The 20,190-nt window shown below is 68.2% G+C and carries 19 protein-coding genes; 10 read left to right on the forward strand and 9 right to left on the reverse strand.

Annotated features, from left to right (window positions below; all coding sequences use genetic code 11):
* Positions 1 to 219 precede the first annotated feature (219 nt).
* Together FDA38_RS02900 and FDA38_RS02905 are read left to right on the forward strand one after the other, a co-directional pair.
* Complete coding sequence (locus tag FDA38_RS02900) at positions 220 to 777, forward strand: hypothetical protein (protein ID WP_233714492.1); 558 nt, start codon at positions 220 to 222, stop codon at positions 775 to 777.
* Positions 777 to 2,564 (forward strand): midas domain-containing protein, encoded by a 1,788-nt coding sequence (locus tag FDA38_RS02905; RefSeq protein WP_137252500.1) that lies wholly within the window; start codon positions 777 to 779, stop codon positions 2,562 to 2,564. Before FDA38_RS02900 ends, FDA38_RS02905 begins: the two co-directional genes overlap by 1 nt.
* 377 nt (positions 2,565 to 2,941) lie before the next feature.
* On the opposite strand, the gene FDA38_RS02910 is transcribed toward FDA38_RS02905, so the two are convergent.
* Positions 2,942 to 3,304, reverse strand: a complete 363-nt coding sequence (locus tag FDA38_RS02910; RefSeq protein ID WP_137252501.1) for a DsrE family protein — start codon at positions 3,302 to 3,304, stop codon at positions 2,942 to 2,944.
* A 360-nt stretch (positions 3,305 to 3,664) separates the two neighbouring features.
* On the opposite strand from FDA38_RS02910, the gene FDA38_RS02915 reads away from it, so the two are divergent.
* Positions 3,665 to 4,159 carry an FABP family protein gene (locus FDA38_RS02915; RefSeq protein ID WP_137252502.1) on the forward strand — a complete coding sequence of 165 codons (495 nt, stop codon included), beginning with the start codon at positions 3,665 to 3,667 and terminating at the stop codon, positions 4,157 to 4,159.
* A gap of 430 nt (positions 4,160 to 4,589) precedes the next feature.
* On the opposite strand, the gene FDA38_RS02920 is transcribed toward FDA38_RS02915, so the two are convergent.
* On the reverse strand, positions 4,590 to 5,270 hold the full coding sequence (locus FDA38_RS02920) for a response regulator (protein ID WP_137252503.1): 681 nt from the start codon (positions 5,268 to 5,270) through the stop codon (positions 4,590 to 4,592).
* A complete protein-coding gene (locus tag FDA38_RS02925) occupies positions 5,263 to 6,519 on the reverse strand; it encodes a sensor histidine kinase (protein WP_137252504.1) in 1,257 nt (418 codons plus the stop codon). Before FDA38_RS02925 ends, FDA38_RS02920 begins: the two co-directional genes overlap by 8 nt.
* A gap of 130 nt (positions 6,520 to 6,649) precedes the next feature.
* On the opposite strand from FDA38_RS02925, the gene FDA38_RS02930 reads away from it, so the two are divergent.
* The gene (locus tag FDA38_RS02930) at positions 6,650 to 8,017 is read left to right on the forward strand and encodes a cation:dicarboxylate symporter family transporter (protein ID WP_137252505.1); all 1,368 of its coding nucleotides are present in this window, start codon (positions 6,650 to 6,652) and stop codon (positions 8,015 to 8,017) included.
* 62 nt (positions 8,018 to 8,079) lie between these two features.
* Here FDA38_RS02930 and FDA38_RS02935 read toward each other — a convergent pair whose 3' ends face one another.
* Positions 8,080 to 8,901 (reverse strand): LLM class flavin-dependent oxidoreductase, encoded by an 822-nt coding sequence (locus FDA38_RS02935; RefSeq protein ID WP_137252506.1) that lies wholly within the window; start codon positions 8,899 to 8,901, stop codon positions 8,080 to 8,082.
* A 110-nt stretch (positions 8,902 to 9,011) separates the two neighbouring features.
* On the opposite strand from FDA38_RS02935, the gene ygfZ reads away from it, so the two are divergent.
* Together ygfZ and FDA38_RS02945 are read left to right on the forward strand one after the other, a co-directional pair.
* On the forward strand, positions 9,012 to 10,004 hold the full coding sequence (gene ygfZ, locus FDA38_RS02940; protein ID WP_137254092.1) for a CAF17-like 4Fe-4S cluster assembly/insertion protein YgfZ: 993 nt from the start codon (positions 9,012 to 9,014) through the stop codon (positions 10,002 to 10,004).
* A gap of 46 nt (positions 10,005 to 10,050) precedes the next feature.
* Positions 10,051 to 11,007 (forward strand): asparaginase, encoded by a 957-nt coding sequence (locus FDA38_RS02945; RefSeq protein WP_137252507.1) that lies wholly within the window; start codon positions 10,051 to 10,053, stop codon positions 11,005 to 11,007.
* Here FDA38_RS02945 and FDA38_RS02950 read toward each other — a convergent pair.
* Together FDA38_RS02950 and FDA38_RS02955 are read right to left on the reverse strand one after the other, a co-directional pair.
* Entirely contained in the window at positions 11,000 to 12,250 is a 1,251-nt protein-coding gene (locus FDA38_RS02950) for an erythromycin esterase family protein (RefSeq protein ID WP_137252508.1), read from the reverse strand. The two genes, FDA38_RS02945 and FDA38_RS02950, sit on opposite strands and share 8 nt — an antisense overlap.
* 82 nt (positions 12,251 to 12,332) lie before the next feature.
* Complete coding sequence (locus FDA38_RS02955; RefSeq protein WP_137252509.1) at positions 12,333 to 12,968, reverse strand: TetR/AcrR family transcriptional regulator; 636 nt, start codon at positions 12,966 to 12,968, stop codon at positions 12,333 to 12,335.
* Between the two features lie 268 nt (positions 12,969 to 13,236).
* Here FDA38_RS02955 and typA point away from each other — a divergent pair, with 268 nt between their 5' ends.
* From typA to FDA38_RS02970, 3 genes are all read left to right on the forward strand, one after another.
* Positions 13,237 to 15,102, forward strand: a complete 1,866-nt coding sequence (typA, locus tag FDA38_RS02960; protein WP_137252510.1) for a translational GTPase TypA — start codon at positions 13,237 to 13,239, stop codon at positions 15,100 to 15,102.
* Entirely contained in the window at positions 15,102 to 16,760 is a 1,659-nt protein-coding gene (locus FDA38_RS02965; RefSeq protein WP_137252511.1) for a glutamate--tRNA ligase, read from the forward strand. Before typA ends, FDA38_RS02965 begins: the two co-directional genes overlap by 1 nt.
* A 193-nt stretch (positions 16,761 to 16,953) precedes the next feature.
* Positions 16,954 to 17,532, forward strand: a complete 579-nt coding sequence (locus tag FDA38_RS02970) for a L,D-transpeptidase (protein ID WP_137252512.1) — start codon at positions 16,954 to 16,956, stop codon at positions 17,530 to 17,532.
* Positions 17,533 to 17,561: 29 nt separating this feature from the next.
* On the opposite strand, the gene FDA38_RS02975 is transcribed toward FDA38_RS02970, so the two are convergent.
* Both FDA38_RS02975 and FDA38_RS02980 read right to left on the reverse strand, forming a co-directional pair.
* Positions 17,562 to 18,065: a macro domain-containing protein gene (locus FDA38_RS02975; protein WP_137252513.1), complete on the reverse strand. Its 504-nt coding sequence runs from the start codon at positions 18,063 to 18,065 to the stop codon at positions 17,562 to 17,564.
* Positions 18,065 to 18,928: a haloalkane dehalogenase gene (locus tag FDA38_RS02980; protein ID WP_137252514.1), complete on the reverse strand. Its 864-nt coding sequence runs from the start codon at positions 18,926 to 18,928 to the stop codon at positions 18,065 to 18,067. Before FDA38_RS02980 ends, FDA38_RS02975 begins: the two co-directional genes overlap by 1 nt.
* 90 nt (positions 18,929 to 19,018) lie before the next feature.
* Between FDA38_RS02980 and FDA38_RS02985 the strand changes: the two genes are divergently transcribed.
* The gene (locus FDA38_RS02985; protein WP_137252515.1) at positions 19,019 to 19,810 is read left to right on the forward strand and encodes a L,D-transpeptidase family protein; all 792 of its coding nucleotides are present in this window, start codon (positions 19,019 to 19,021) and stop codon (positions 19,808 to 19,810) included.
* 2 nt (positions 19,811 to 19,812) lie between these two features.
* On the opposite strand, the gene FDA38_RS02990 is transcribed toward FDA38_RS02985, so the two are convergent.
* The gene (locus tag FDA38_RS02990; RefSeq protein ID WP_137252516.1) at positions 19,813 to 20,157 is read right to left on the reverse strand and encodes a DUF2516 family protein; all 345 of its coding nucleotides are present in this window, start codon (positions 20,155 to 20,157) and stop codon (positions 19,813 to 19,815) included.
* Positions 20,158 to 20,190: the final 33 nt, after the last annotated feature.

A 20,190-nucleotide genomic window follows, 5' to 3' on the forward strand; every position in this document is an offset into this window, starting at 1 on the left:
CGGGGACGTCTTGACGGCGTACTCCGGTTACTGCTCGCGAACGGCGTATTACTGGTCGCGAACGAGATCCGGCGGGAACAGTTATCCACAGGTCTGCGTCTGTACCTCGGATGGTGATACCGATCGGGGCATACTCTGAGCGAACTGATCGCTGGCTGGACTCGTTTTCTGGGCGGACTGATCTCTCTTGGCGGACTGGGGCGAAAGGAGTGAGGCGGAGTGAAGACGCAGGAGCGGTCGTCCGAGGATGACGAGCGTGCGATGGCGGATCTGGCCGAGGTTGCGGACTGGCGCGCGATCTGGGGTCCGCCGGACACCGGCATGGACGCGATCCGTGCCCTGGTGAACCGCGTTACCGCCGCCACCGGCTGGCGTCCGTGGGCGCCGGGCAACATCGACCCCGATCGGTACACGTGGGGTCTCGTGACCCAGCGCGAGACCGTGATGCTCGTGCTGCCGGACGCCGTGTTGCCGGAGAGCCCGCGGAGCGGCTGGTCGGCGTACGACATCGCCTCGGGTGAGCTGCCGCTGGTCGAGGAAGGTCTGGACGACCACTGGCCCGGTCAGCTCGAGCTCGCGCGTCGTTACTGGGGACCGCCGGTCTTCGTCGGGCCGGGGAGCGATCTCCGCGTTCCGCCGGAGTGGCGCGGCCGCCGCCGTCATCTCGCTGTCTGGCTGCGTCCGGGAGCCGAGCTCCACCTGTATGCGTCCCAGCCGGGCCCGGAGGACAACGCCGCCGGTTTCGGATACTCCGTCTATGCCAGCGAGGTGGCCTGATGGCTGAGGAAGAAAGCGCCGAACACTACCTCCAGGTGCTCGCCGGCCATGCCCGCCAGCTCTGGCAATGGATGCGGGCGGCCGAGCAGCGCGTCCGGCGGACGTTCTCCAACCAGCAGCGCCGTCGAATGATGATCGAAGGCGGGAACTCCCAGCAGAGATGGAACGCCGACCTCGACCGCGAGGCGCAGGACCGCGACCCGCGTGTCCGCAGTCAGGACCTCGAGCGCACGGCCGACGAACAGTTGCGGCAGGCGGAGGCTCTCGAGGAGGGCAACCGCGACCTCGAGGTGCAGAGGCAAAGTCTTGAACTGGAGGCGGCCGCCTCCGAGGACCGGATCCGTCAACAGGAAGCCCAGCTGAACGACCGCGACCGGGACGGCATCCCCGACGACTACGAGAACCGCGTCGACCGCGACCGGGATCACCGCGACGACTCCGTCGAGCGACGTGACGAGATCGACCAGCAGAACGACGCCGCCAACGACCGCGACGGCGACGGCGTGGACGACGCGGTCGAGGACCGCCAGGCCCAACAGGCCCGCGACGACGAGGCGAGACGAAAGCAGGAAGAGGACCGCCGCCGCGACCAGCAACGCGAAGACGGCGTCGACGCCGCCGACGCCGTGCCGGCCGCCGTCGGCGCAGCAGCAGCCGCCGAGGCGCTGGACGACCGCACCGAGGATCTGCAGGAGCAGCAAGACCTGGCAGCCGACGGCCAGCAGCAGGACCTGGGACCTGACGGCGAGCGGCAGGACCCGGCGGCCCAGGCCGAGAACCAACAGCAGGCCGAGACCGATGTCGCCGAGCAGGACCAGCCCAACCCGGGCGCAGCCGAGCAGGCCGGCCTCGACGCGGACCTACAGCAGGACAACCTCCAGCAGCAGGCTGAGACCGACGTCCCCGGGCAGGACCAACTCACGCCGGACGCAGAGCAGGCCGGCCTCGACGCGGACCTACAACAGGACAACCTCCAGCAGTCCGGCCAGGCCCTCGACGAAGACGGCGCACTCCGCGACTCAACACTCGACGCAGCCGGCCAGCAGTCTGACCTGGAGCAGACGGGCGACCTCATCCACCAGGACGACACCGTCCGGAACCAGACGGTCGGTGCCGAGAACCAGCAGGACGCGGACCTCGATCAGACGGTCGTCGGTCAGGATGGCGCCGTACAGAATCAGACGGTCAGTGCCGAGAATCAGCAGGACGCGGATCTGACGCAGGACCAGCAGGCACCCGGCGCGGACCAGCAGGTGACCGGTCAGCAGCAGGAGGTGTCGGGTCCGGAGCACGAGGTTGTTGAGTCGGATCAAGAGGTTGTTGCGCCGGAGCCGCAGCAGGCGCAGGTGGCCGAGCAAGGGCAGCAGGTTCAAGCACCTGAGCAAGGGGCGGAGGTTCCCAACCAGACCGGTCAGCAGGTGAATGCGCAGCAGGTCGGCAACGCCGCGCAGTCGGGAGTCGACCAGAGCGCCGCGCTAGGTTCCGACGAACAAGGCCAGGGCGGCCAGACAAGCGACGCCCAGAGCCAATGGCGCCCCGCCGAGGAACCTCTCCTAGATCAACAGCGGGCAACCAGTAGCCCCAACCAGCCCGGCGGCGAGATCTCAGCTGGCGAGCGTGACACCCTGACCCGCACCCAACAGGGCCACGCCCCTGCCGCCGGCGCAACCAGCCGCGAAGGCGGCGGCGTAGCCACCAGCGAGCGTCCCGGCACGCCATCCCAGCAACGCGGCCAGGACCGCAGCCGCAACGACCGAGGCCGAGACGACGGCGGCCGCGAACGCTGACCTCCCGACTCAAGGGCCTCTCGCCAACAACCACCTAACGCCAACGTTCCACGCCAACGAACCACCCAATGCCAACGGTCCCCCGCCAACAACCACCCGGCGGGGGACCGCTGCATTCCACCGAACGACAACCCGCGGAGGTTCCCGGCGCAGCATCACCTGGCCGGCGTCCGCATCTGGACCGCGATCAAGCCCTGCCTGGACATCTTCCGTTCCCGTCCAGCCTCACCTGGCGGGTGTCCGCATCCTCGACCCCGAACCTGCTGTGCACCGAGCCCATCGCCTGGACCGACTCGCATCCCGTGCGCTGGGGACACGCCGCCGCGTCGGGAACTCCGTACCCGCGAGGCACCAGCTGTCGGTGGTTGATGGAGTGGTTAGTAGACGATTGCTTGGGTGTTCTCCGTGAGGATTTCTTCGGTGAAGGCGGGGGCGCCGGCGATGCGGGTGCCGGGGCGGAGGTCGGCTTCGGTGAGGTTGCGGCGTTTGGCGCATTGGGTGCAGACGGTGAGTTGACCGCCTTCGAGTACTGCGGTGAGCAGGTCGGCCAGTGGAGCGGCGTGGGGGAGCTCGAAGGACTCCGCGCGCCCGGGTACGGCGAACCAGACGGCCTCTCCGGTCAACCAGAGCGAGACCTGCGCGCCGGCCGCGACGGCCGAGGCGGCGACTGTGAAGGCCTGGTTGGCGCGCTCGGGTTCCTCGGCACCTGCGGTCAGCTTGATCACCAACGAGCGAGACATCCCGCCACGCTAGCCGAACCCAGACACCCGCCGTCCCGCGGCCGGCACATCCGGTCCGACCCCAGCAGACCTCGGTGCAGTCGGCGAACCGGCTGATGCCAGCCGAGCCCCGCGGACCGGCCGAGCTCCGGTCGAACCCCGCAAGTGGCGGGCGGGGTGGGTCGCAGTAGGTGGAAGGGGTTGGTGCGGGAGGTCACGTCGTGGGAGGGGTGGGGTGGGAGGTGGATCCTTTAGAGTGGGAGACGTGTTGCATGTTGTGTTTACCTCGTTGCTGATTCTGGTCTGTGTGTTCATGGGCTGGTTCTCGGCGTTTGTTGTCTATCGGCTGTATCGCGGCCGCAACGCGGGCTGAGTGATTCGATGGCGTTCGAGATTCCGCAGGATCTGCATCCGGACCTGATGCCGCTGGCGTGGTTGCTCGGGCGGTGGGAGGGGCGCGGGCACGGCGACTACCCGACGATCGAGAAGTTCGAGTTCGGGCAACAGATCGACTTCAGCCACAACGGGAAGCCGTACCTGCACTACGTCAGCCAGACGTTCGTCGTCGGCGAGGACGGGACCAAGGAACGCCCGCTCGCGGTCGAGACCGGGTTCTGGCGGCCGCAGCCGGACAACAAGGTCGAGGTGATCCTGGCGCATCCGACCGGCATCGCGGAGATCTGGTACGGCGACATCGACGGCGCCAAGATCGAACTGCAGACGGACGTCGTCGCACGCACCATCACCGCGAAAGAGGTCACCGCCGGCCACCGCCTGTACGGACTCGTCAACGGCGAACTCCTCTGGGCCTACGACATGGCCGCCGAGGGCCAAGCACTCCAGCCCCACCTCTGGGCCACCCTCGTCCGCGCCTGACAGCAAAGTCGGCTGAGCGTTTCCAGGCATCACCCCACAACCGGGGCTGCCCCGCACCCGAACTGCCCCGGATGGGCCGCCACGGATCAGGTCGGCGCCCCGAGCGAGTCAGCTTGACGGTGGTCGGTTGGTACGACGCTGGGCGACGTGTGACCGTCGCCGTATCGACGAAGGCCGAGCGCGTGCTTGAGCCGTGAGCACGCTCTCGACGCTCGGGGCCCAAAAGCCGCAAGTACACACGCTGCCCCAGCAGACGCAGTCCCACCTGCACGGGATCGTGCGGATCGCCCGCAGTCGCGTGCCCGCGGTACGACGCCGGGTGGCGTGCGACCTTCGCCGTACCCAACGAAGGACGAGCGCCTGCGTGCTTGAGCGCCTGGTCGAAGTTCGCGGGGCTGTGAAGCAGTACGAGCCGCAGTACGAGCCGTGGTTAGCTTTCGGAGACCCAGGAGTATTCGACTTTGGGGCGGCCGCTGCGGCCGTCGTAGCGTTGGGTTCGGAGGGCTTGGCCTTGGTCGGCCAGGTGTTCCAGGTAGCGGCGGGCGGTTATGCGGGAGGTGCCCAGGGAGGTGGCGACCTCCTCGGCGGTCCAGCCTTCGCGGTTGCCGAGGAGTTGGACTACTCGGTCCAGGACGGAGCCGGCCAAGCCCTTGGGGACTGAGGAGACTGTTGCTGGGTGCAACAGGCGGTCGACCTCGTCCTGGTCGGCGACCACCTGACCGGATTCGGCGGCTCGGCGGCGGCGGGCGTACGCCGACAGTCGGTCCCGGAGCGTCTCGAAGGCGAAGGGTTTCAGGACGTACTGGACGACGCCGATCCGTGCCGCGGCCTCGACGGCGGCTACCTCACGCGCGGACGTGACCGCGACGACATCAGTTTGGTTGCCAAGGGCCCGCATCCGTCGTACGACGTCGAGCCCGTGACCGTCGGGCAGATGCATGTCCAGCAGTACGACGTCCACGCCGCCGCGCGCCAGCAGCTGCAGCGCGCGCCCCGCAGTACCGGCAATCCCCACACACGCGAAGCCAGGCAGGCGATCGACGTACGTGCGATGGGCCTCCGCAGCCACAGGATCGTCCTCGACGACGAGGACGCGTAGCGGATCAGGCACTCGCGCCCACCGCCCGCGGCAGCCGTACTCGCACGGTCAGCGCCGGTACTTCGTCCAGCTCGGAATCCGGATCCACCATCAGCGACCCCTGCCACCGCTCGACCGTGCTCCGCACCAGCACAAGCCCCAACCCGTGCCCGGGCTCGGCCTTCGTCGTCCACCCGCGCTCGAACATGTGTGCCAACTCCACCGACCCCAGCTCAGCACCCGTATTCGTCACGATCAGATCGATCGCATCCGCCAACGCGACCGCCCGGAACTCCACCTTCCGCGGCGCCGGCCCGCCGCGCGCGGCCTCGATCGCGTTGTCCAGCAGGTTTCCGACCACGGTTACCACGTCCTGCGCCGGCAACCGCGTGTTCAGCGCCTCCTGCCCGAGGTCGAGCGAAAGCACCACCCCGCGCTCCTGCGCCTGCGCCAACTTCGCCAACAGCAACGATGCAAGCACCGGATCCCCGACCGTACCGACGACCCGATCCGTCATCGCCTGCGCGAACTGCAGCTCCGACACCGCGAACTCCCGCGCCCGCTCCGGCCGACCGATCTCGATCAGGCTGACCACCGTGTGCAGCCGGTTCGACGCCTCATGATTCTGCGCCTGCAGCGATTCGGCCAAACTCCGTACGGCGTCCAGCTCGCCGAGCAACCGCTGCAACTCGGTGTGATCCCGCAGTGTGACGATCCGCCCGCGGCCCGACGGCTGCTGGTTCACGACGACCACGCCTTGCGCGCCGAGGTGCAGTTCGTCGTACGCCGTCCGCCCGGTCGCGAGCATCTCGGCCAGCGGGGCACCGAGATGCAGCTCCTCCAGCGGCGTACCCGGGGCAACGGAGCGTAGCCCGAGCAGCTGCAGCGCCTCGTCGTTCGCGAGCTGGACCCGCCCGTCGAGGTCCAGCAGGATCAGCCCTTCACGCGCCGCATGCAGCACGCCTTCGTAGAAATCGAGCATCCGCGCCAGCGACTGCGTGCCCATCCCGCGCGTTGCGCGACGTACCCGCCAGGTGACCAGCGCGTTCCCGGCGATCGCAACCCCGAGCATCAGACTGGCGATCCCGAGCATCGAGCGCAGGTCGAGCCGGGCCAGCTCCCACCAGCCGGGCGCCGGCAGGCCGGTGGCCGCCGCGTCCCGCAGGGCCTGCGCCCGGGACCGGCTGACCATCACGATCCAGACCATGGCGATCAGGACGGTGACCGTGACGGTCTGCAGCCAGAGCACCTGGCGACGCAGCTCCCACGCACGGTGTTTCATGCCGAACAGTTTGCACGGCGAACGATATGAACGAAATGCGCACTTCTCCTGTGCGTCACGTCACAGTTACTCACCAAGTCCCCAACCGCCCCAACCACCCCTCCGCCAGGCCGATACAGGGAGTCCCACCATGTCGAGCCCGACCGAACCCCGCCCGACTCCGGTCCGCAACGACCGGACCCATTTCCTCTACATCGCCGTCATCGTCGCCGTCCTGCTCGGTATCGGTGTCGGCTTCCTGTTCCCGGACTTCGCGGTCGAGCTGAAACCGCTCGGTACCGGGTTCGTGAACCTGATCAAGATGCTGATCAGCCCGATCATCTTCTGCACGCTGGTCCTCGGCATCGGATCGGTCCGGCAGGCCGCCAGCGTCGGCAAGGTCGGCGGTCTCGCGCTCGCCTACTTCCTGGTGATGTCGACGGTCGCACTCGCCATCGGCCTCGTGGTCGGCAACATCGTGCAGCCGGGCGCCGGGCTCGACCTGACCGACAAGCTGCGCAAGACCGGTCAGGCGCAGGCCGCCGGCGCGCACGAGAGTACGACGGACTTCATCCTCGGCATCATCCCGAAGACACTGCTGTCCTCGCTGACCGAGGGCGAGGTGCTGCAGACCGTCCTGGTGGCGCTGCTCGTCGGGTTCGCGCTGCAGGCGATGGGCGCGAAGGGCCAGCCGATCCTGACCGGTATCGGTCACATCCAGCGGCTGGTCTTCAAGATCCTGTCGATGATCATGTGGACGGCGCCGATCGGCGCGTTCGGCGCGATCGCGGCGGTCGTCGGTGCGACCGGCTGGGATGCGCTGGTCAGCCTCGGCAAGATCATGCTGGCCTTCTACATCACCTGTCTGCTGTTCGTGATCGTTGTCCTAGGCACCATTTTGCGCCTCGTCACCGGACTGTCGATCTTCCAGCTGTTGCGGTACCTCGGTCGTGAGTTCCTGCTGATCGTGTCCAGTTCGTCGTCGGAGACCGCCCTGCCCCGACTGATCGGAAAGATGGAACACCTCGGCGTCGACAAGTCGGTGGTCGGCATCACCGTCCCGACCGGGTACTCCTTCAACCTGGACGGTACGGCGATCTACCTGACGATGGCGTCGTTGTTCATCGCGGAGGCGATGGACCAGCCGTTCTCCATCGGCCAGCAGATCTCGCTGCTGCTGTTCATGATCGTCGCCTCGAAGGGCGCCGCCGGCGTCACCGGTGCCGGCCTCGCAACGCTCGCGGGCGGTCTGCAGTCGCACCGGCCGGAGCTGGTCGACGGCGTCGGTCTGATCGTCGGCATCGACCGGTTCATGTCCGAGGCCCGTGCGCTGACGAACTTCGCCGGCAACGCGGTCGCGACGGTCCTGGTCGGCCACTGGGTCGGCGAGTTCGACAAGGAGCAGGCGCGTCAGGTGTTCGCCGGCGAGGACCCGTTCGACGAGGTCGCGTTCGCTGCCGGCGACACGCATGCGGGCGACATACCGGAAGCGGTCGAAGCACGTCCGTCCGGCCACTAGTCCACTTCCCACCCCTCCACGCGCTGCCCCGCCGAGCCACAGATCGGCGGGGCAGCGCGCTGTTACTTCCCGTCCAGCAGCTCGATGACGGGAGCGAAGTCCTCGAGGTAGCCCGAGTTCACGCTGATGTAGCTCGCGCCGATCTCTTCGCGGCGGCGCAGGAGCTCGTCGGCCATCTGCTGCGGAGTACCGCGGAGCAGCATCAGCGAGTCCATCGCCTCGAGCTCGTCGGGGTCGACGCCGGAGGCACGCTTCGTCCACGGCGGCAGCGGACGGGTACCGGCCGCGAGCAGGTTCATCGCGAGTTCGATGTCGTCGGCGCGGTCGCCGGCCAGCTCACGCAACTCGCGCGCGACGGCCGCGACCTCCGAGCGAGGCGTGGTCGCGTCCTTGGCGAGCGAGACGATGTCCGCCCGCTCGGCCGCCAGCGCGAGCGCCTTCGGCCCGCCGGCGGCCAGCATGATCGGCGTACGGCGTTCGCCGTCGAGCTCGCGCAGCAGGTCGAGGGTCGCGATGACCTGCTCCCGCCGCTCGCGGGCCGTCCCCCATGGCAGACCGATCTCGGCCGTCTGCTGCTCCGCGACCGGCCGGCCGGTCCCGATACCGAACTCGAAGCGGCCGTCGGTGAGCGTGGTCAGCGTGTGCGCCTCCCAGGCAGCCTGCCGCGGCGTCCGCAGCGGCGCCGCCGCGACGAACGTGCCGACCCGGATATCGGCAACCGCCGCTGCCATCGCCAGCGACGCGAACGGCGCGGGGAGCTGCAGGCCGTCCGGCATCAGCACGGTCGCGTACCCGAGGTCAGCCGCCTGCCGAACCGTCTTCACCCACTCCGCACCGGTGGTCGGACTGCCCGCCACACCGAACCGGAATCGCCTGTCGCTCATCGCCCTGCTCCCTCCGTCGTTTGATGACTCCAGCCTCGCCGTACCAGGGGTCTGTCCACATCCCACGACGGGAGGCGTTCGCCGTACGCCGCGCGACGTACTCTGGTGACATGTCACGCAAGCGCAGCCCCCTGCTGGACCGGCCCGGCGCGGTCGAGGCCGACGGACTTGACGCCGGAGTCGCCGCGCACTACGGCTCGGATCTCCGCGAACAGCGGGCCCTGATCGCCGGTGAGGCGTTCGTCGACCTCTCGCACCGCGACGTGGTCACGATCACCGGCCCGGACCGGCTGACCTGGCTGCACGCGCTGACCACGCAGTACTTCGAAGGTCTCAAGCCCGGTACGTCGACCACCGCGCTGCTGCTCTCGCCGACCGGGCACGTGGAGCACGTGATGTACGGCGTCGACGACGGCGAGACGTTCTGGCTGCACACCGAGCCCGGTGCGGCGGAGGCGCTCGTCGACTGGCTGCAGAAGATGGTGTTCATGTCTCGCGTCGAGATTGCGGACGTGAGCGACGACTACGCGATCATCTGGCGGCCAGGTACTGCGGAAGGCGAGCACCTGACCCGCAGCGGCGAGGACTCGTTCGGCGGGCATGAGGTGTTTCTGCCTCGCGCCGAGCTGGGCAGCCTGGAGGGGCCGGCTGCGGGCGTGTGGGCGTACGAGGCGCTGCGGATCGAGGCGGGGGCGCCGCGGTTCGGGCTGGACACCGACGAGCGTGCGATCCCGAACGAGCTCGGTTGGCTCGGCGTCGGCGTACATCTGGACAAGGGGTGTTACCGCGGGCAGGAGACGGTCGCGCGGGTGCACAACCTCGGTCGCCCGCCGCGACGGCTCGTGCGGCTGCACCTGGACGGTTCGGTGGACCGCCTGCCGCAGCACGGGGATGCCGTTATGGCGGGGGAGAAGCAGGTCGGAGTGATCGGGTCGGCCGCCCGGCACCACGAGCTGGGGCCGATTGCACTGGCTGTCGTGAAACGCAACGTCGACCCCGAGGCTGTGCTGGACGTGGTGGCGGAGGACCAGCCGACGGTGAAGGCGAGCCAGGAGGTTCTGGTCGACCCCGAGGCCGGGCTGCACGTCCGCGCCCGGTTGTGAGCGGAATCATTCGCAACACGGCATTTTGCACCTGTACAGTTCAGCCGTGACCGAACCTGTGATCCTGGCCGACGTCGTCCGTAGCGACTTCGTCGAAGGCCACCACCGCGGCTCCGTCGTGGTGACGCGTCCCGACGGCAGCGTGGACTGGGCCGTCGGCATCGTGGACGAGCCGATGTTCCCGCGCTCGTCCAACAAGCCCATGCAGGCCCTCGGCATGCTCCGCAACGGGCTGCCGCTCACCGACGAGCTCCTCGCCCTCGCGGGCGCGTCGCACTCCGGCGAGCAGTTCCACCTGGACGGCGTACGGAAGATCCTCGCGACGGCCGGTCTCGCTGAGTCGGATCTGCTGACGCCGGTCGCGTACCCGCTGGACGACGAGGCCCGGGACGCGTGGGTCAGGGCGGGTCACGGCAAGGAGCGGGTCGTGATGAACTGCTCCGGCAAGCACGCCGCGATGCTGCTGACCAGCAAGCTCAACGATTGGGACCTGAAGGCGTACCGGTCGCCGGATCACCCGCTGCAGAAGGAGATCCGGACCGCGATCGAGGACACCGCCGGCGAGAAGGCGTCGTACGTCGCGGTCGACGGCTGCGGCGCACCGATCTTCGCGCTGACGCTCTCCGGCCTGGCCCGCTCGTTCGGCCTGTTCGCCGCAGCGGCCCCCGAAACAGACGAGGGCCGGATCGCGGATGCGTTCCGCGCGCACCCGGAGTACGCCAGCGGGAGTACGCGGGACGAGGCCGAGCTGATGCGAGCCACCGAGGGCCTGTTCTGCAAGGCGGGCGCCGAGGGTGTGTACGCGGTCGGCCTCGCGGACGGCACCGGGATCGCGCTGAAGCTCGAGGACGGTACGCCGCGCGCCCGCAAGGTCGTGATGGCAGCAACCCTCCAGCGCCTCGGCATCACCAACGAGACCATCGAGACCCACCTCCACTTCGACCTCACCGGCGGCGACAACATCGTCGGCGCAGTCCGCCCCCACGCACAGACCTTCAGCTGATCAGGTGGGTCGGGGTTACTTCGCGGGTGTGGACTACGACGTCGAACCAGTCGGCGAGCGTGTCGCCGGTTAGATAGGACGTCGGACCGGCGTCGGGGAAGCCGCGGGTCCTCGCGGTGCGCCGTAGCCAGGCGCGAACCGGTGCCGGCTGCGGTTGGGTGCGTAGGTCGAGGACGAAGTTGTCCAGGCCGGTCGCCGTCAACTGGTGCTCGAACCAATCGGCGGGCGCGGGCGGCATCGTGAGTGGGCCGAGGGATGTGCCGTGGTCGAACGTGCAGCCGATCGAGCGGTAGCGGTCGCCGTACCAGGTACGGAGGTATGAGCCGGCGTTGCGGAAGCTGACCGGCGGTTCGTTGACGGTCAGGTGTGGTGCGTTGGCGGTGTGCGCGCTGGCCGCCCAGTAGATGACCTTGTTGCGGGTGAAGCGGTGCCACCAGCGGACGTTCTCGGCGGCGCGGGCGTCGCGGTACACCCAGTTCTGCTCCTCCGGCAGGCTGAATGCCGTGTAGAACGAGCGGATCTGGCGCGCGTGGTGCTCGGTGAGCGCGTAGTCGCGGTCGTTCGACCGGTGCGGTAGGTCGCGGACGAGCGAGTAGACCGCGCGGGCCTTGGCGACGTACGGCGCCTTGTCCTTGACCTCCTGCCAGTACCACTGGACGTAAGCGCCCATGTCGTCGGTGTTCGGGCGGATCGGGTCCAGACTGCGGTGCAGCTCCGCCAGCCGATGCGGTGCCCGACGAGCGACGTACTCCGCGATGGCGTCGTACGAGAGCCGCCGCGTAGAGAAGTACTCCGAACCGGCGAAGCGGACCTTGTCGCGATGCGTGGCGTTGTACGCGCGGAGGTACTCGAAGAGCTCCGCAATCTCGTGCGTACGAGCCTCCGTGCTCAGCTGGCCCATCAGCGCGTACAGATCGCCGCGGCCGGTGAGGACGTAGTCGTTCAGCTGAGTGCCGAGCGACCAGTCGTCCTCGAACGCGATCGCGCGGAAGCCGTGATGCTCGACCAGGTCGCGGATGATGCGGAGCTTGAGGTGGGTGATCTCGGCGGTCGCGTGGACGGCTTCACCGAGGCCGACGATCTGCGCGTTGCCGACGTTCAGTTCGTTGACGGGCTTGGCGTTCGCGGTGATCCACCGGGTGACCTTGTCGTCGGTTGCATAACCGGCTGAAGGAAGAAGGCCGGCAGCGGCGACACCGAGTGCCGAGCCGCCCAGCAACGTTCTGCGAGAGATGGTTTCCATGCCATCCCACCCTGACGTTCAGGATCCGCCGGAGCATCCTCCACCGGAGGGCTTCGGACCTACGCCCGCTGTCGTACGCCGGTCACTTGGCGCGGAGCCGGTCGACCGCCGGGGACACGATCGGGAGCGACGCGACCGGGGCGGGCAGGTCGTACCCGGCGTACAGGCGGCGGCGGATCGCCTCCAGCGGGAAGGTCTCGTGGTAGATCGCGAGCTTGACCGTCACGCCCTCTAACGTTGCCCTCAGCAACATCTCTTCGACGGCCGGGTCGGTGGCGCCGCGGGCCGCGAAGACGTCGCGGATCGCGTCCTCGACCAGCGACAGCCGGTCGGACTTGGCCTGCTCGACGCGGGCGAACACGTCGTGCGTGGTCGGCAGCATCATCAGGCTGATCGCGAGCCGCTGGATGTGCAGCGTGGTCGCGGCCGCCATCAGGGCGCCGTCGATGATGCCGGCCAAACGTTCATCCGGAGTTCCCTGGATGGTCAGGATGCCGGCGATGCCGTCCAGCCAGCGGTCCAGGAGCTCCGCGGCGAGCTGTTCCTTGGTGGCGAAGTAGTACGAGACCAGGCCGCGGGAGACACCCGCAGCAGTGGTGATGTCGGAGATCGAGGCGGCCTCGTAGCCGTTGGCAGCGAAGACCTCCAGAGCCGCCGCCAGGATGCGTTCGCGGGACCGTTCGCGCATCTCCTGGTTGACGGTGGCCGATCGCGGCACGGATTCCTCTCCTGGTCGAAGCCCTGAAGCGCCGGGCAACCCCCCATCCTCGTGCCCGGCGCCTCGGGGCTGACCCCCCGTGGTTACGGCCCCTCCCCAGGCGCCGTTTATAGACTGGACGTCCAGTCAACAAATGTCAAAGGGATGCCCGGTTCGTGGGACACGCGCAGTAACCGGTAAGATGAAAGGGCTGCGCCCTGTGTCGAGTGGCACGTGTACCAGCCGTAGCCACCGCCTGAACCCATCTGACTGCTTGGAGCGCTTCCTCATGCCTGTCCGTAACGACCTGCGCAACGTCGCGATCGTGGCCCACGTCGACCACGGGAAGACGACCCTCGTGGACGCGATGCTGTGGCAGTCGGGCGCGTTCGGTGCCCACCAGCACGTCGACGAGCGGGCGATGGACTCCGGCGACCTGGAACGTGAGAAGGGCATCACGATCCTCGCCAAGAACACCGCCGTCCGGCACAAGATGGCCAACGGCGAGCAGATGACGATCAACATCATCGACACCCCCGGCCACGCCGACTTCGGTGGCGAGGTCGAGCGCGGCCTGTCGATGGTCGACGCGATCGTGCTGCTGGTCGACGCCTCCGAGGGTCCGCTGCCGCAGACCCGGTTCGTGCTGCGCAAGGCGCTGGCGCGGAAGATGCCCGTGATCCTGGTGGTGAACAAGGTCGACCGTCCGGACGCCCGGATCGCCGAGGTCGTCGACGAGACGTACGAGCTGTTCCTCGACCTGCTCGACCACGACGCCGACCAGAGCGCGCTGGACTTCCCGGTCGTCTACGCGTCCGCGCGGGCCGGCCGTGCGTCGCTGACCCAGCCGGCCGACGGCGGGATGCCGGACTCCGAGGACCTCGAGCCGCTGTTCGAGACGATCCTGAACAACGTGCCGGCCCCGGAGTACACCGAGGACGCGCCGCTGCAGGCCCACGTCACCAACCTGGACGCCTCGCCGTTCCTCGGCCGGCTCGCGCTGGTCCGGGTGCACGAGGGCACGCTGAGGAAGGGCGCGCAGGTCGCCTGGTGCAAGCACGACGGGTCGATCGAGCGCGTCAAGATCACCGAGCTGCTGGTCACCGAGGCGCTAGAGCGGGTGCCGGGTGACTCGGCCGGTCCGGGCGACATCGTCGCGATCGCGGGTATCCCCGAGATCATGATCGGCGACACCCTCGCCGACGCGGAGAACCCGAAGCCGCTGCCGCTGATCACCGTGGACGAGCCGGCCATCTCGATGACGATCGGCACCAACACGTCGCCGTTGGCCGGCCGCGCCAAGGGCACCAAGGTGACCGCCCGCCTGGTCAAGGACCGGCTCGACAAGGAGCTCGTCGGCAACGTGTCGATCAAGGTGCTCCCGACCGAGCGTCCGGACGCGTGGGAGGTGCAGGGCCGTGGTGAGCTGGCGCTGGCCATCCTGGTCGAGCAGATGCGCCGCGAGGGCTACGAGCTGACCGTCGGCAAGCCGCAGGTGGTCACCCGCGAGATCGACGGCAAGCGGCACGAGCCGGTCGAGCGGCTGACGATCGACTGCCCGGAGGAGTACCTCGGCACGGTCACCCAGCTGCTCGCGGTCCGTAAGGGCCGGATGGAGCAGATGACCAACCACGGCACCGGCTGGGTCCGGATGGAGTTCCTGGTGCCGGCGCGTGGGCTGATCGGCTTCCGCACCGAGTTCCTCACCGACACCCGCGGTACGGGAATCGCACACCACGTGTTCGAGGGGTACGAGCCGTGGTTCGGCGAGCTGCGTACGCGCCCGAGTGGTTCGCTGGTCGCGGACCGGTCCGGCGCGGCGACGTCGTACGCGATGATCAACCTGCAGGAGCGCGGCACGATGTTCGTCGAGCCGACGACCGAGGTGTACGAGGGGATGATCGTCGGCGAGAACTCGCGCTCCGACGACATGGACGTGAACATCACCAAGGAAAAGAAGATGACCAACGTCCGGTCCTCCACCGCCGACGAGTTCGAGAAGCTCGTCCCCGCCCGCAAGCTGTCCCTTGAGCAGTCGCTGGAGTTCTGCCGCGAGGACGAGTGCGTCGAGGTGACCCCGGACGCGGTCCGCATGCGCAAGGTGGCACTCACCCAGATCGAGCGCTCGAAGCTCGGCCGCAAGAACAAGAACTGATGCTGGATCGCGCGGTGGTAGACGGTCTGTTCCCGGCGGAGCTTCCGGAGCCGGCGTACTGGGAAGAGCAGTATCCGGCGCGGGAGCTGCCGGAAGGGGCGAAGGTCACGCGGTTCGGGCCTTCGCCGACCGGGTTCGTGCACATCGGCGGGATCTACACGGCGATGATCGATCGGGATGTCGCGACCGACTCCCAGGGCGTGTACCTGGTCCGCGTCGAGGACACCGATCAGGCGCGTGAGGTCGAAGGGGCGCTCGAGCAGTTCGACCGCGCCTTCGCCTACTTCCGGATCAGCTCCGACGAGGACCGGCGCCAGGGCGCGTACGGGCCGTACGTGCAGTCGCAGCGCGAGCAGATCTACCTGACCTATGTGCGGCACCTGCTCCGGCAGGGCAAGGCGTACCTGTGCTTTGCGACCAAGGACGAGCTCGCCGAGATCACCGCCCGTCAGCAGGCCGCCAAGGTCCCGACGGGGTACTACGGGAAGTACGCGCTGTGGCGCAACGCCGACCCGGCCGACGTGCAGGCGAAGCTGGCCGAGGGTACGCCGTACGTCGTGCGCTTCCGGGCTCCTGATGACGCGGACGGGCAGCGGACCAGCTTCGTCGACGCGATCCGCGGGCGGCTCGAGCACGAGGCGAATCGCAACGACGCGGTGATCCTGAAGTCGTCGGACCAGTCGCCGCGGCTTCCGACGTACCACTTCGCGCACGCGGTCGACGACCACCTGATGCGGGTGAACCTGGTGATCCGCGGCGACGAGTGGATCTCGTCGGTTCCGCTGCACCAGCAGCTGTTCGCGGCGCTCGAGTTCGAGCCGATCACGTACGCGCACGTCGCGCCGCTGATGAAGCAGATCCCGGGCGGGAAGCGGAAGCTGTCGAAGCGGAAGGACCCTGAAGCGGGCGTCGACTTCTACATCGGCGCCGGGTACCCCGCGGACGCGGTCCTGTATTACCTGCGCGGCCTGGCCAACGGCCGGCTCGCGGAGATGCCGTTGGCGGAGGCGCTGACGACGCCGATCGATCTGGCCCAGTGCGGTGTCGCCGGTCCGCTGGTCGACCTAGTGAAGCTCGAGGACATCAGCGCCGACTACATCGCGACCCTGAGCGGCCAGCAGATCCTCGACGCAGTGCGGGTCTGGGCGACGGAGTACGACGCTGAGCTCGTTCTCGTGCTCGACAACGAGAAGGAGCTCGCGCTCCGGGCCCTCGCGGTCGAGCGCGACGGCGTCGAGAACCCGCGCAAGGACCTGCGCAAGTGGTCGGACTTCCGGTCGGCGTACGGCTTCTTCTTCCCCGAGCTCTTCGCCCCGGTCGACGGTCCGACCGACGGACGGCTGCTACCGCTCGGCGTGGCGCCTGAGGTCACCACGGCGTTCGCGCAGGATCTGGTCGCCGGCTATGAGCACCTGGACGACCCGCAGGAGTGGTTCGACCAGATCCGTTCGCTCGCCGGCAAGCACGGGTTCGCGCCGAACGCCAAGGAGTACAAGAAGGATCCGGACGCGTACGCCGGTTCGATCCGCGAGGCCTCGCAGCTCGTGCGGGTCGCGATCACCGGTGCGACGCGTAGTCCCGACCTGCACGCGACCGCCCAGGCTCTCGGGGCGCCCGAAGTACTGCGCCGGCTCCGAGCGCTGACTTCTGTGGCGTAAGTGGCTGCTGGGAAACGCGTAGGGCACGAAGTGGACACGGTGGCTCACAGTGCGCGACCGCGACTACATCGGTGTGATACATAATTTCTCGGTCGCCGGTGGGGGAAAGAAGTTCTGATTCGTTACCAACCAGACGCCATGCGGCGACGTCTGTCTTGTTGAAGCACTCTTTTGGGGGAAGGACAAGGGAAACATGGGCATTCTGCGTAAGGTCTGCGCAACTCTGACGGCTGTCGCGTTCGTGGGCGTCGGCGCACTGTCGGCGACCACTTCGGCTGAGGCCGCACCCCAGGTTGCGGGGTCGGCGCAGACGGCGCCGAAGCCGGCGGGTCTGCCGCCGAAGGCGGTGACGAAGGCTCCCGCCTCGTCCACCAGCAAGCTCATCGCCAAGTACAAGATCGACCGGCGGTGCGTGACCAAGGGCCGGGTCCTCTGCATCAACAAGAAGACCCGCAAGCTGGTGTACATGGTGAACGGCAAGCCGATCCAGGTCATGGACGTCCGGTTCGGCGCGATGAAGACGCCGACCCGCAACGGCGTCTTCAAGGTCTACCGCAAGTCGAAGAACCACGTCTCTTCGCTGTACCACTCGAAGATGCCGTACGCGATGTTCTTCAGCGGCGGCCAGGCCGTGCACTACTCGTCGGACTTCAAGGCCCGCGGCTACAACGGCGCGTCGCACGGCTGCGTGAACGTCCGCGACAAGAACAAGATCGCCTGGGTGTTCGCCCGGGTGCACGTCGGCGACAAGGTTGTCGTCTACAGCAAGTGAGCTGAGCGTTCAGAACAGCGGCCGGGGAGCTACTCCCCGGCCGCTGTCGCGTTCCGGAACGCCGTGTACAACCGCGGCTCCACCAGGCAGAAGGTGCCTTGGGCAACATTCGTCGGGGTGCCGCGCAACGTTGCAACCGCGATGTCCGCCGCGGACTGCGCCGGCCACCCGTAGATCCCGGCCGACACCGCTGGCAGCGTCATCGTCTTCACACCGAGCTCGTCCGCGATCCGCAACGCGTTGCGGTAGCAGGACTCGAGCAGCGCCGGATCCCGTTGCCCGGCGAGGTAGTTCGGCCCGACCACATGGATCACGTACGACGCGGGCAGCGCGCCGGCCGTCGTCCACACCGCCGTACCGGTCGGTGTGCCGTCCGGGTACCGCTCGATCAGCTCCGCGAGGATCTCGCGCCCACCGGCCCGGTGGATCGCGCCGTCAACGCCACCACCGCCGCGCAACGCGTGATGAGCGGCGTTCACGATCGCATCCGCGGGCACCGTGGTGATGTCCGCGGTACTCAGAACGACCTCCATCACGAGCTCCTTCCACAGAGCGGGATCCAGTCGAGCAACGCGGCGCTGATCGCCGCCGCCGAGTCCTCGGGCAGGAAGTGCAGCCCGGCGACCGTGACCTCCCGCTGGCTCGGCCAGCGCCGGCACTGTTCGCGGAGCGGCCCGGTGAGCAGTGCGCCGGGGTCTCCGTTGATGAAGAGTTTCGGGACTTGGGTCTCGGCCATCCAGGCGGCGTTGGCTGCGACGATCTCGTGGACGTCGGCGGGGCTTCCGTCGATGGGGATCTCGCGGGCCCAGGTCAGCGTCGGGCGTCGGCTCTCACCCGGTTCGGCGAAGGGCGCTCGGTACGCCGCGAGCTCCTCGGGGGCGAGGTCACGCAGTACCCCGCTCGGGAGGACCGTCTCCACGAACACGTTCTGCTGCAGCACGAGCTCCTCGCCCTCAGGGCTGCGAAGGCGCCGGAACAGCTCCGGCGCCGGGGCGTTCGGGCTGTCCCAGGTGACCGGGGCGACCAGGGTCTCGAGGTACGCGATCCCACGGACCGCATCAGGGTGCCGCCGGGCCCAGTCGGTTGCGAGTACGCCGCCCCAGTCGTGGCCGACGAGGATCACGTCGTCGGTCAGCCCGAGCGCGTCGAGGAAGCGCTCGACGTACCGCTGATGGTCGAGGAAGCGGTACCGGCCGGACGGCGACGGCCCCGAGCGGCCCATCCCGGCCAGGTCCGGCGCGATACAGCGGGCGATGGCGGACACCGGTCCCAGGACGTCGCGCCACAGGTACGACGAAGTGGGATTCCCGTGCAGGAAAACGACCGTTGGCCCGGTGCCGCACTCGCGGTACGCGATCCGGGCGCCGGCGTCCACGGAGCTGAACACGGTCTCCATGAGTGCTTCCTCCGGTACGCTAGGCCAACCAAATGACCGGTGAGGACGTCCTAGCAGTGTAGGGATGCGGTCGATTCAGAGGGGTGTCCGATGCGTGGGCTGATCATTCGCAAGGCGCTGGGCGGGCTGGTCGTGGGCGGCGTGATTGCGACACTCCTGAGTTCCGGAACGACCGCGACGGCGACGAGTGTCGATCTCAAGACCGTGCCGTTCGAGGTCAGCGGCGAGCTGCCGATCTACCCGAAGGCGCTGTGGAAGAACGGCTCCAGCGGGACGAACGTCCGCAAGGTCGAGGCGCGGCTGGTGCAGCTGAAGCTGCTCGAGAAGAAGTACCTGGACAACGACTTCGGGACCATGACCCGGTCCGCGGTGAAGAAGTTCCAGAAATCCAAGGGCATCCCCGAGCTCGGGTACGTCGACCAGAACACACTCGACCAGCTGGCCAAGGTCACGCATGTGCCGACCCAGACCGAGCTGTATCCGCCGGCGCCGGTGGTGAACGGCAAGAAGCTCGACGCGCGGTGCGCGACCGGTGTGGCGCTGTGTATCGACAAGAGCACCCGCAAGCTGCGGTACGTCGTCGACGGCGTGGTGAAGATGCAGATGGACGTCCGGTTCGGCGCGGTGAAGACCGCGACCCGCGAAGGCAGCTTCACGGTCGGCTGGAAGAGCCGGAACCACGTCTCGAAGCTGTACGACTCGAAGATGCCGTTCGCGATGTTCTTCAGCGGCGGCCAGGCGGTGCACTACTCGTCGGACTTCGCGGCGCGTGGTTACAACGGCGCGTCCCACGGCTGCGTGAACGTCCGCGACCTCGCCAAGATCAAGGTCCTCTTCGACGAGGTCCACGTCGGCGACAAGGTCATCGTCTACCGCTCGTAGGTTTACAGCGGGCGGGGACCCCGGCGGCGACGCAGGGCGCCCCAGCCGCCTCGGCCGCGGCCGGTGGCGGCGCGTAGTGCCGGGCGGGCGTCGACCAGGTAGACAGCCGATGCGACGATGCCGATCAGGCCGAAGAAGCTCAGCCAGCCCTGGAAGAACTGACTCAGCGTGAACACGACCAGGATCAGCACCCAGCCTGGTTTGGTCAGCTTGTCCGCGGCGATGAACACTGCGCGCGGCCGGAACGCCGCGTCGAGCAGCGCGACCAGCTTGAGGACAAGCAGCACCCACCAGATGACCGACAGTGGATCGCCGAACCCGGGGACCAGGTTCTGGAAGGTGATCATGCTACGAGCCTAACTGACAGACCGGGCGGTCCA

The sequence above is a fragment of the Kribbella jiaozuonensis genome (assembly GCF_005233875.1).
GTDB lineage: Bacteria > Actinomycetota > Actinomycetes > Propionibacteriales > Kribbellaceae > Kribbella > Kribbella jiaozuonensis.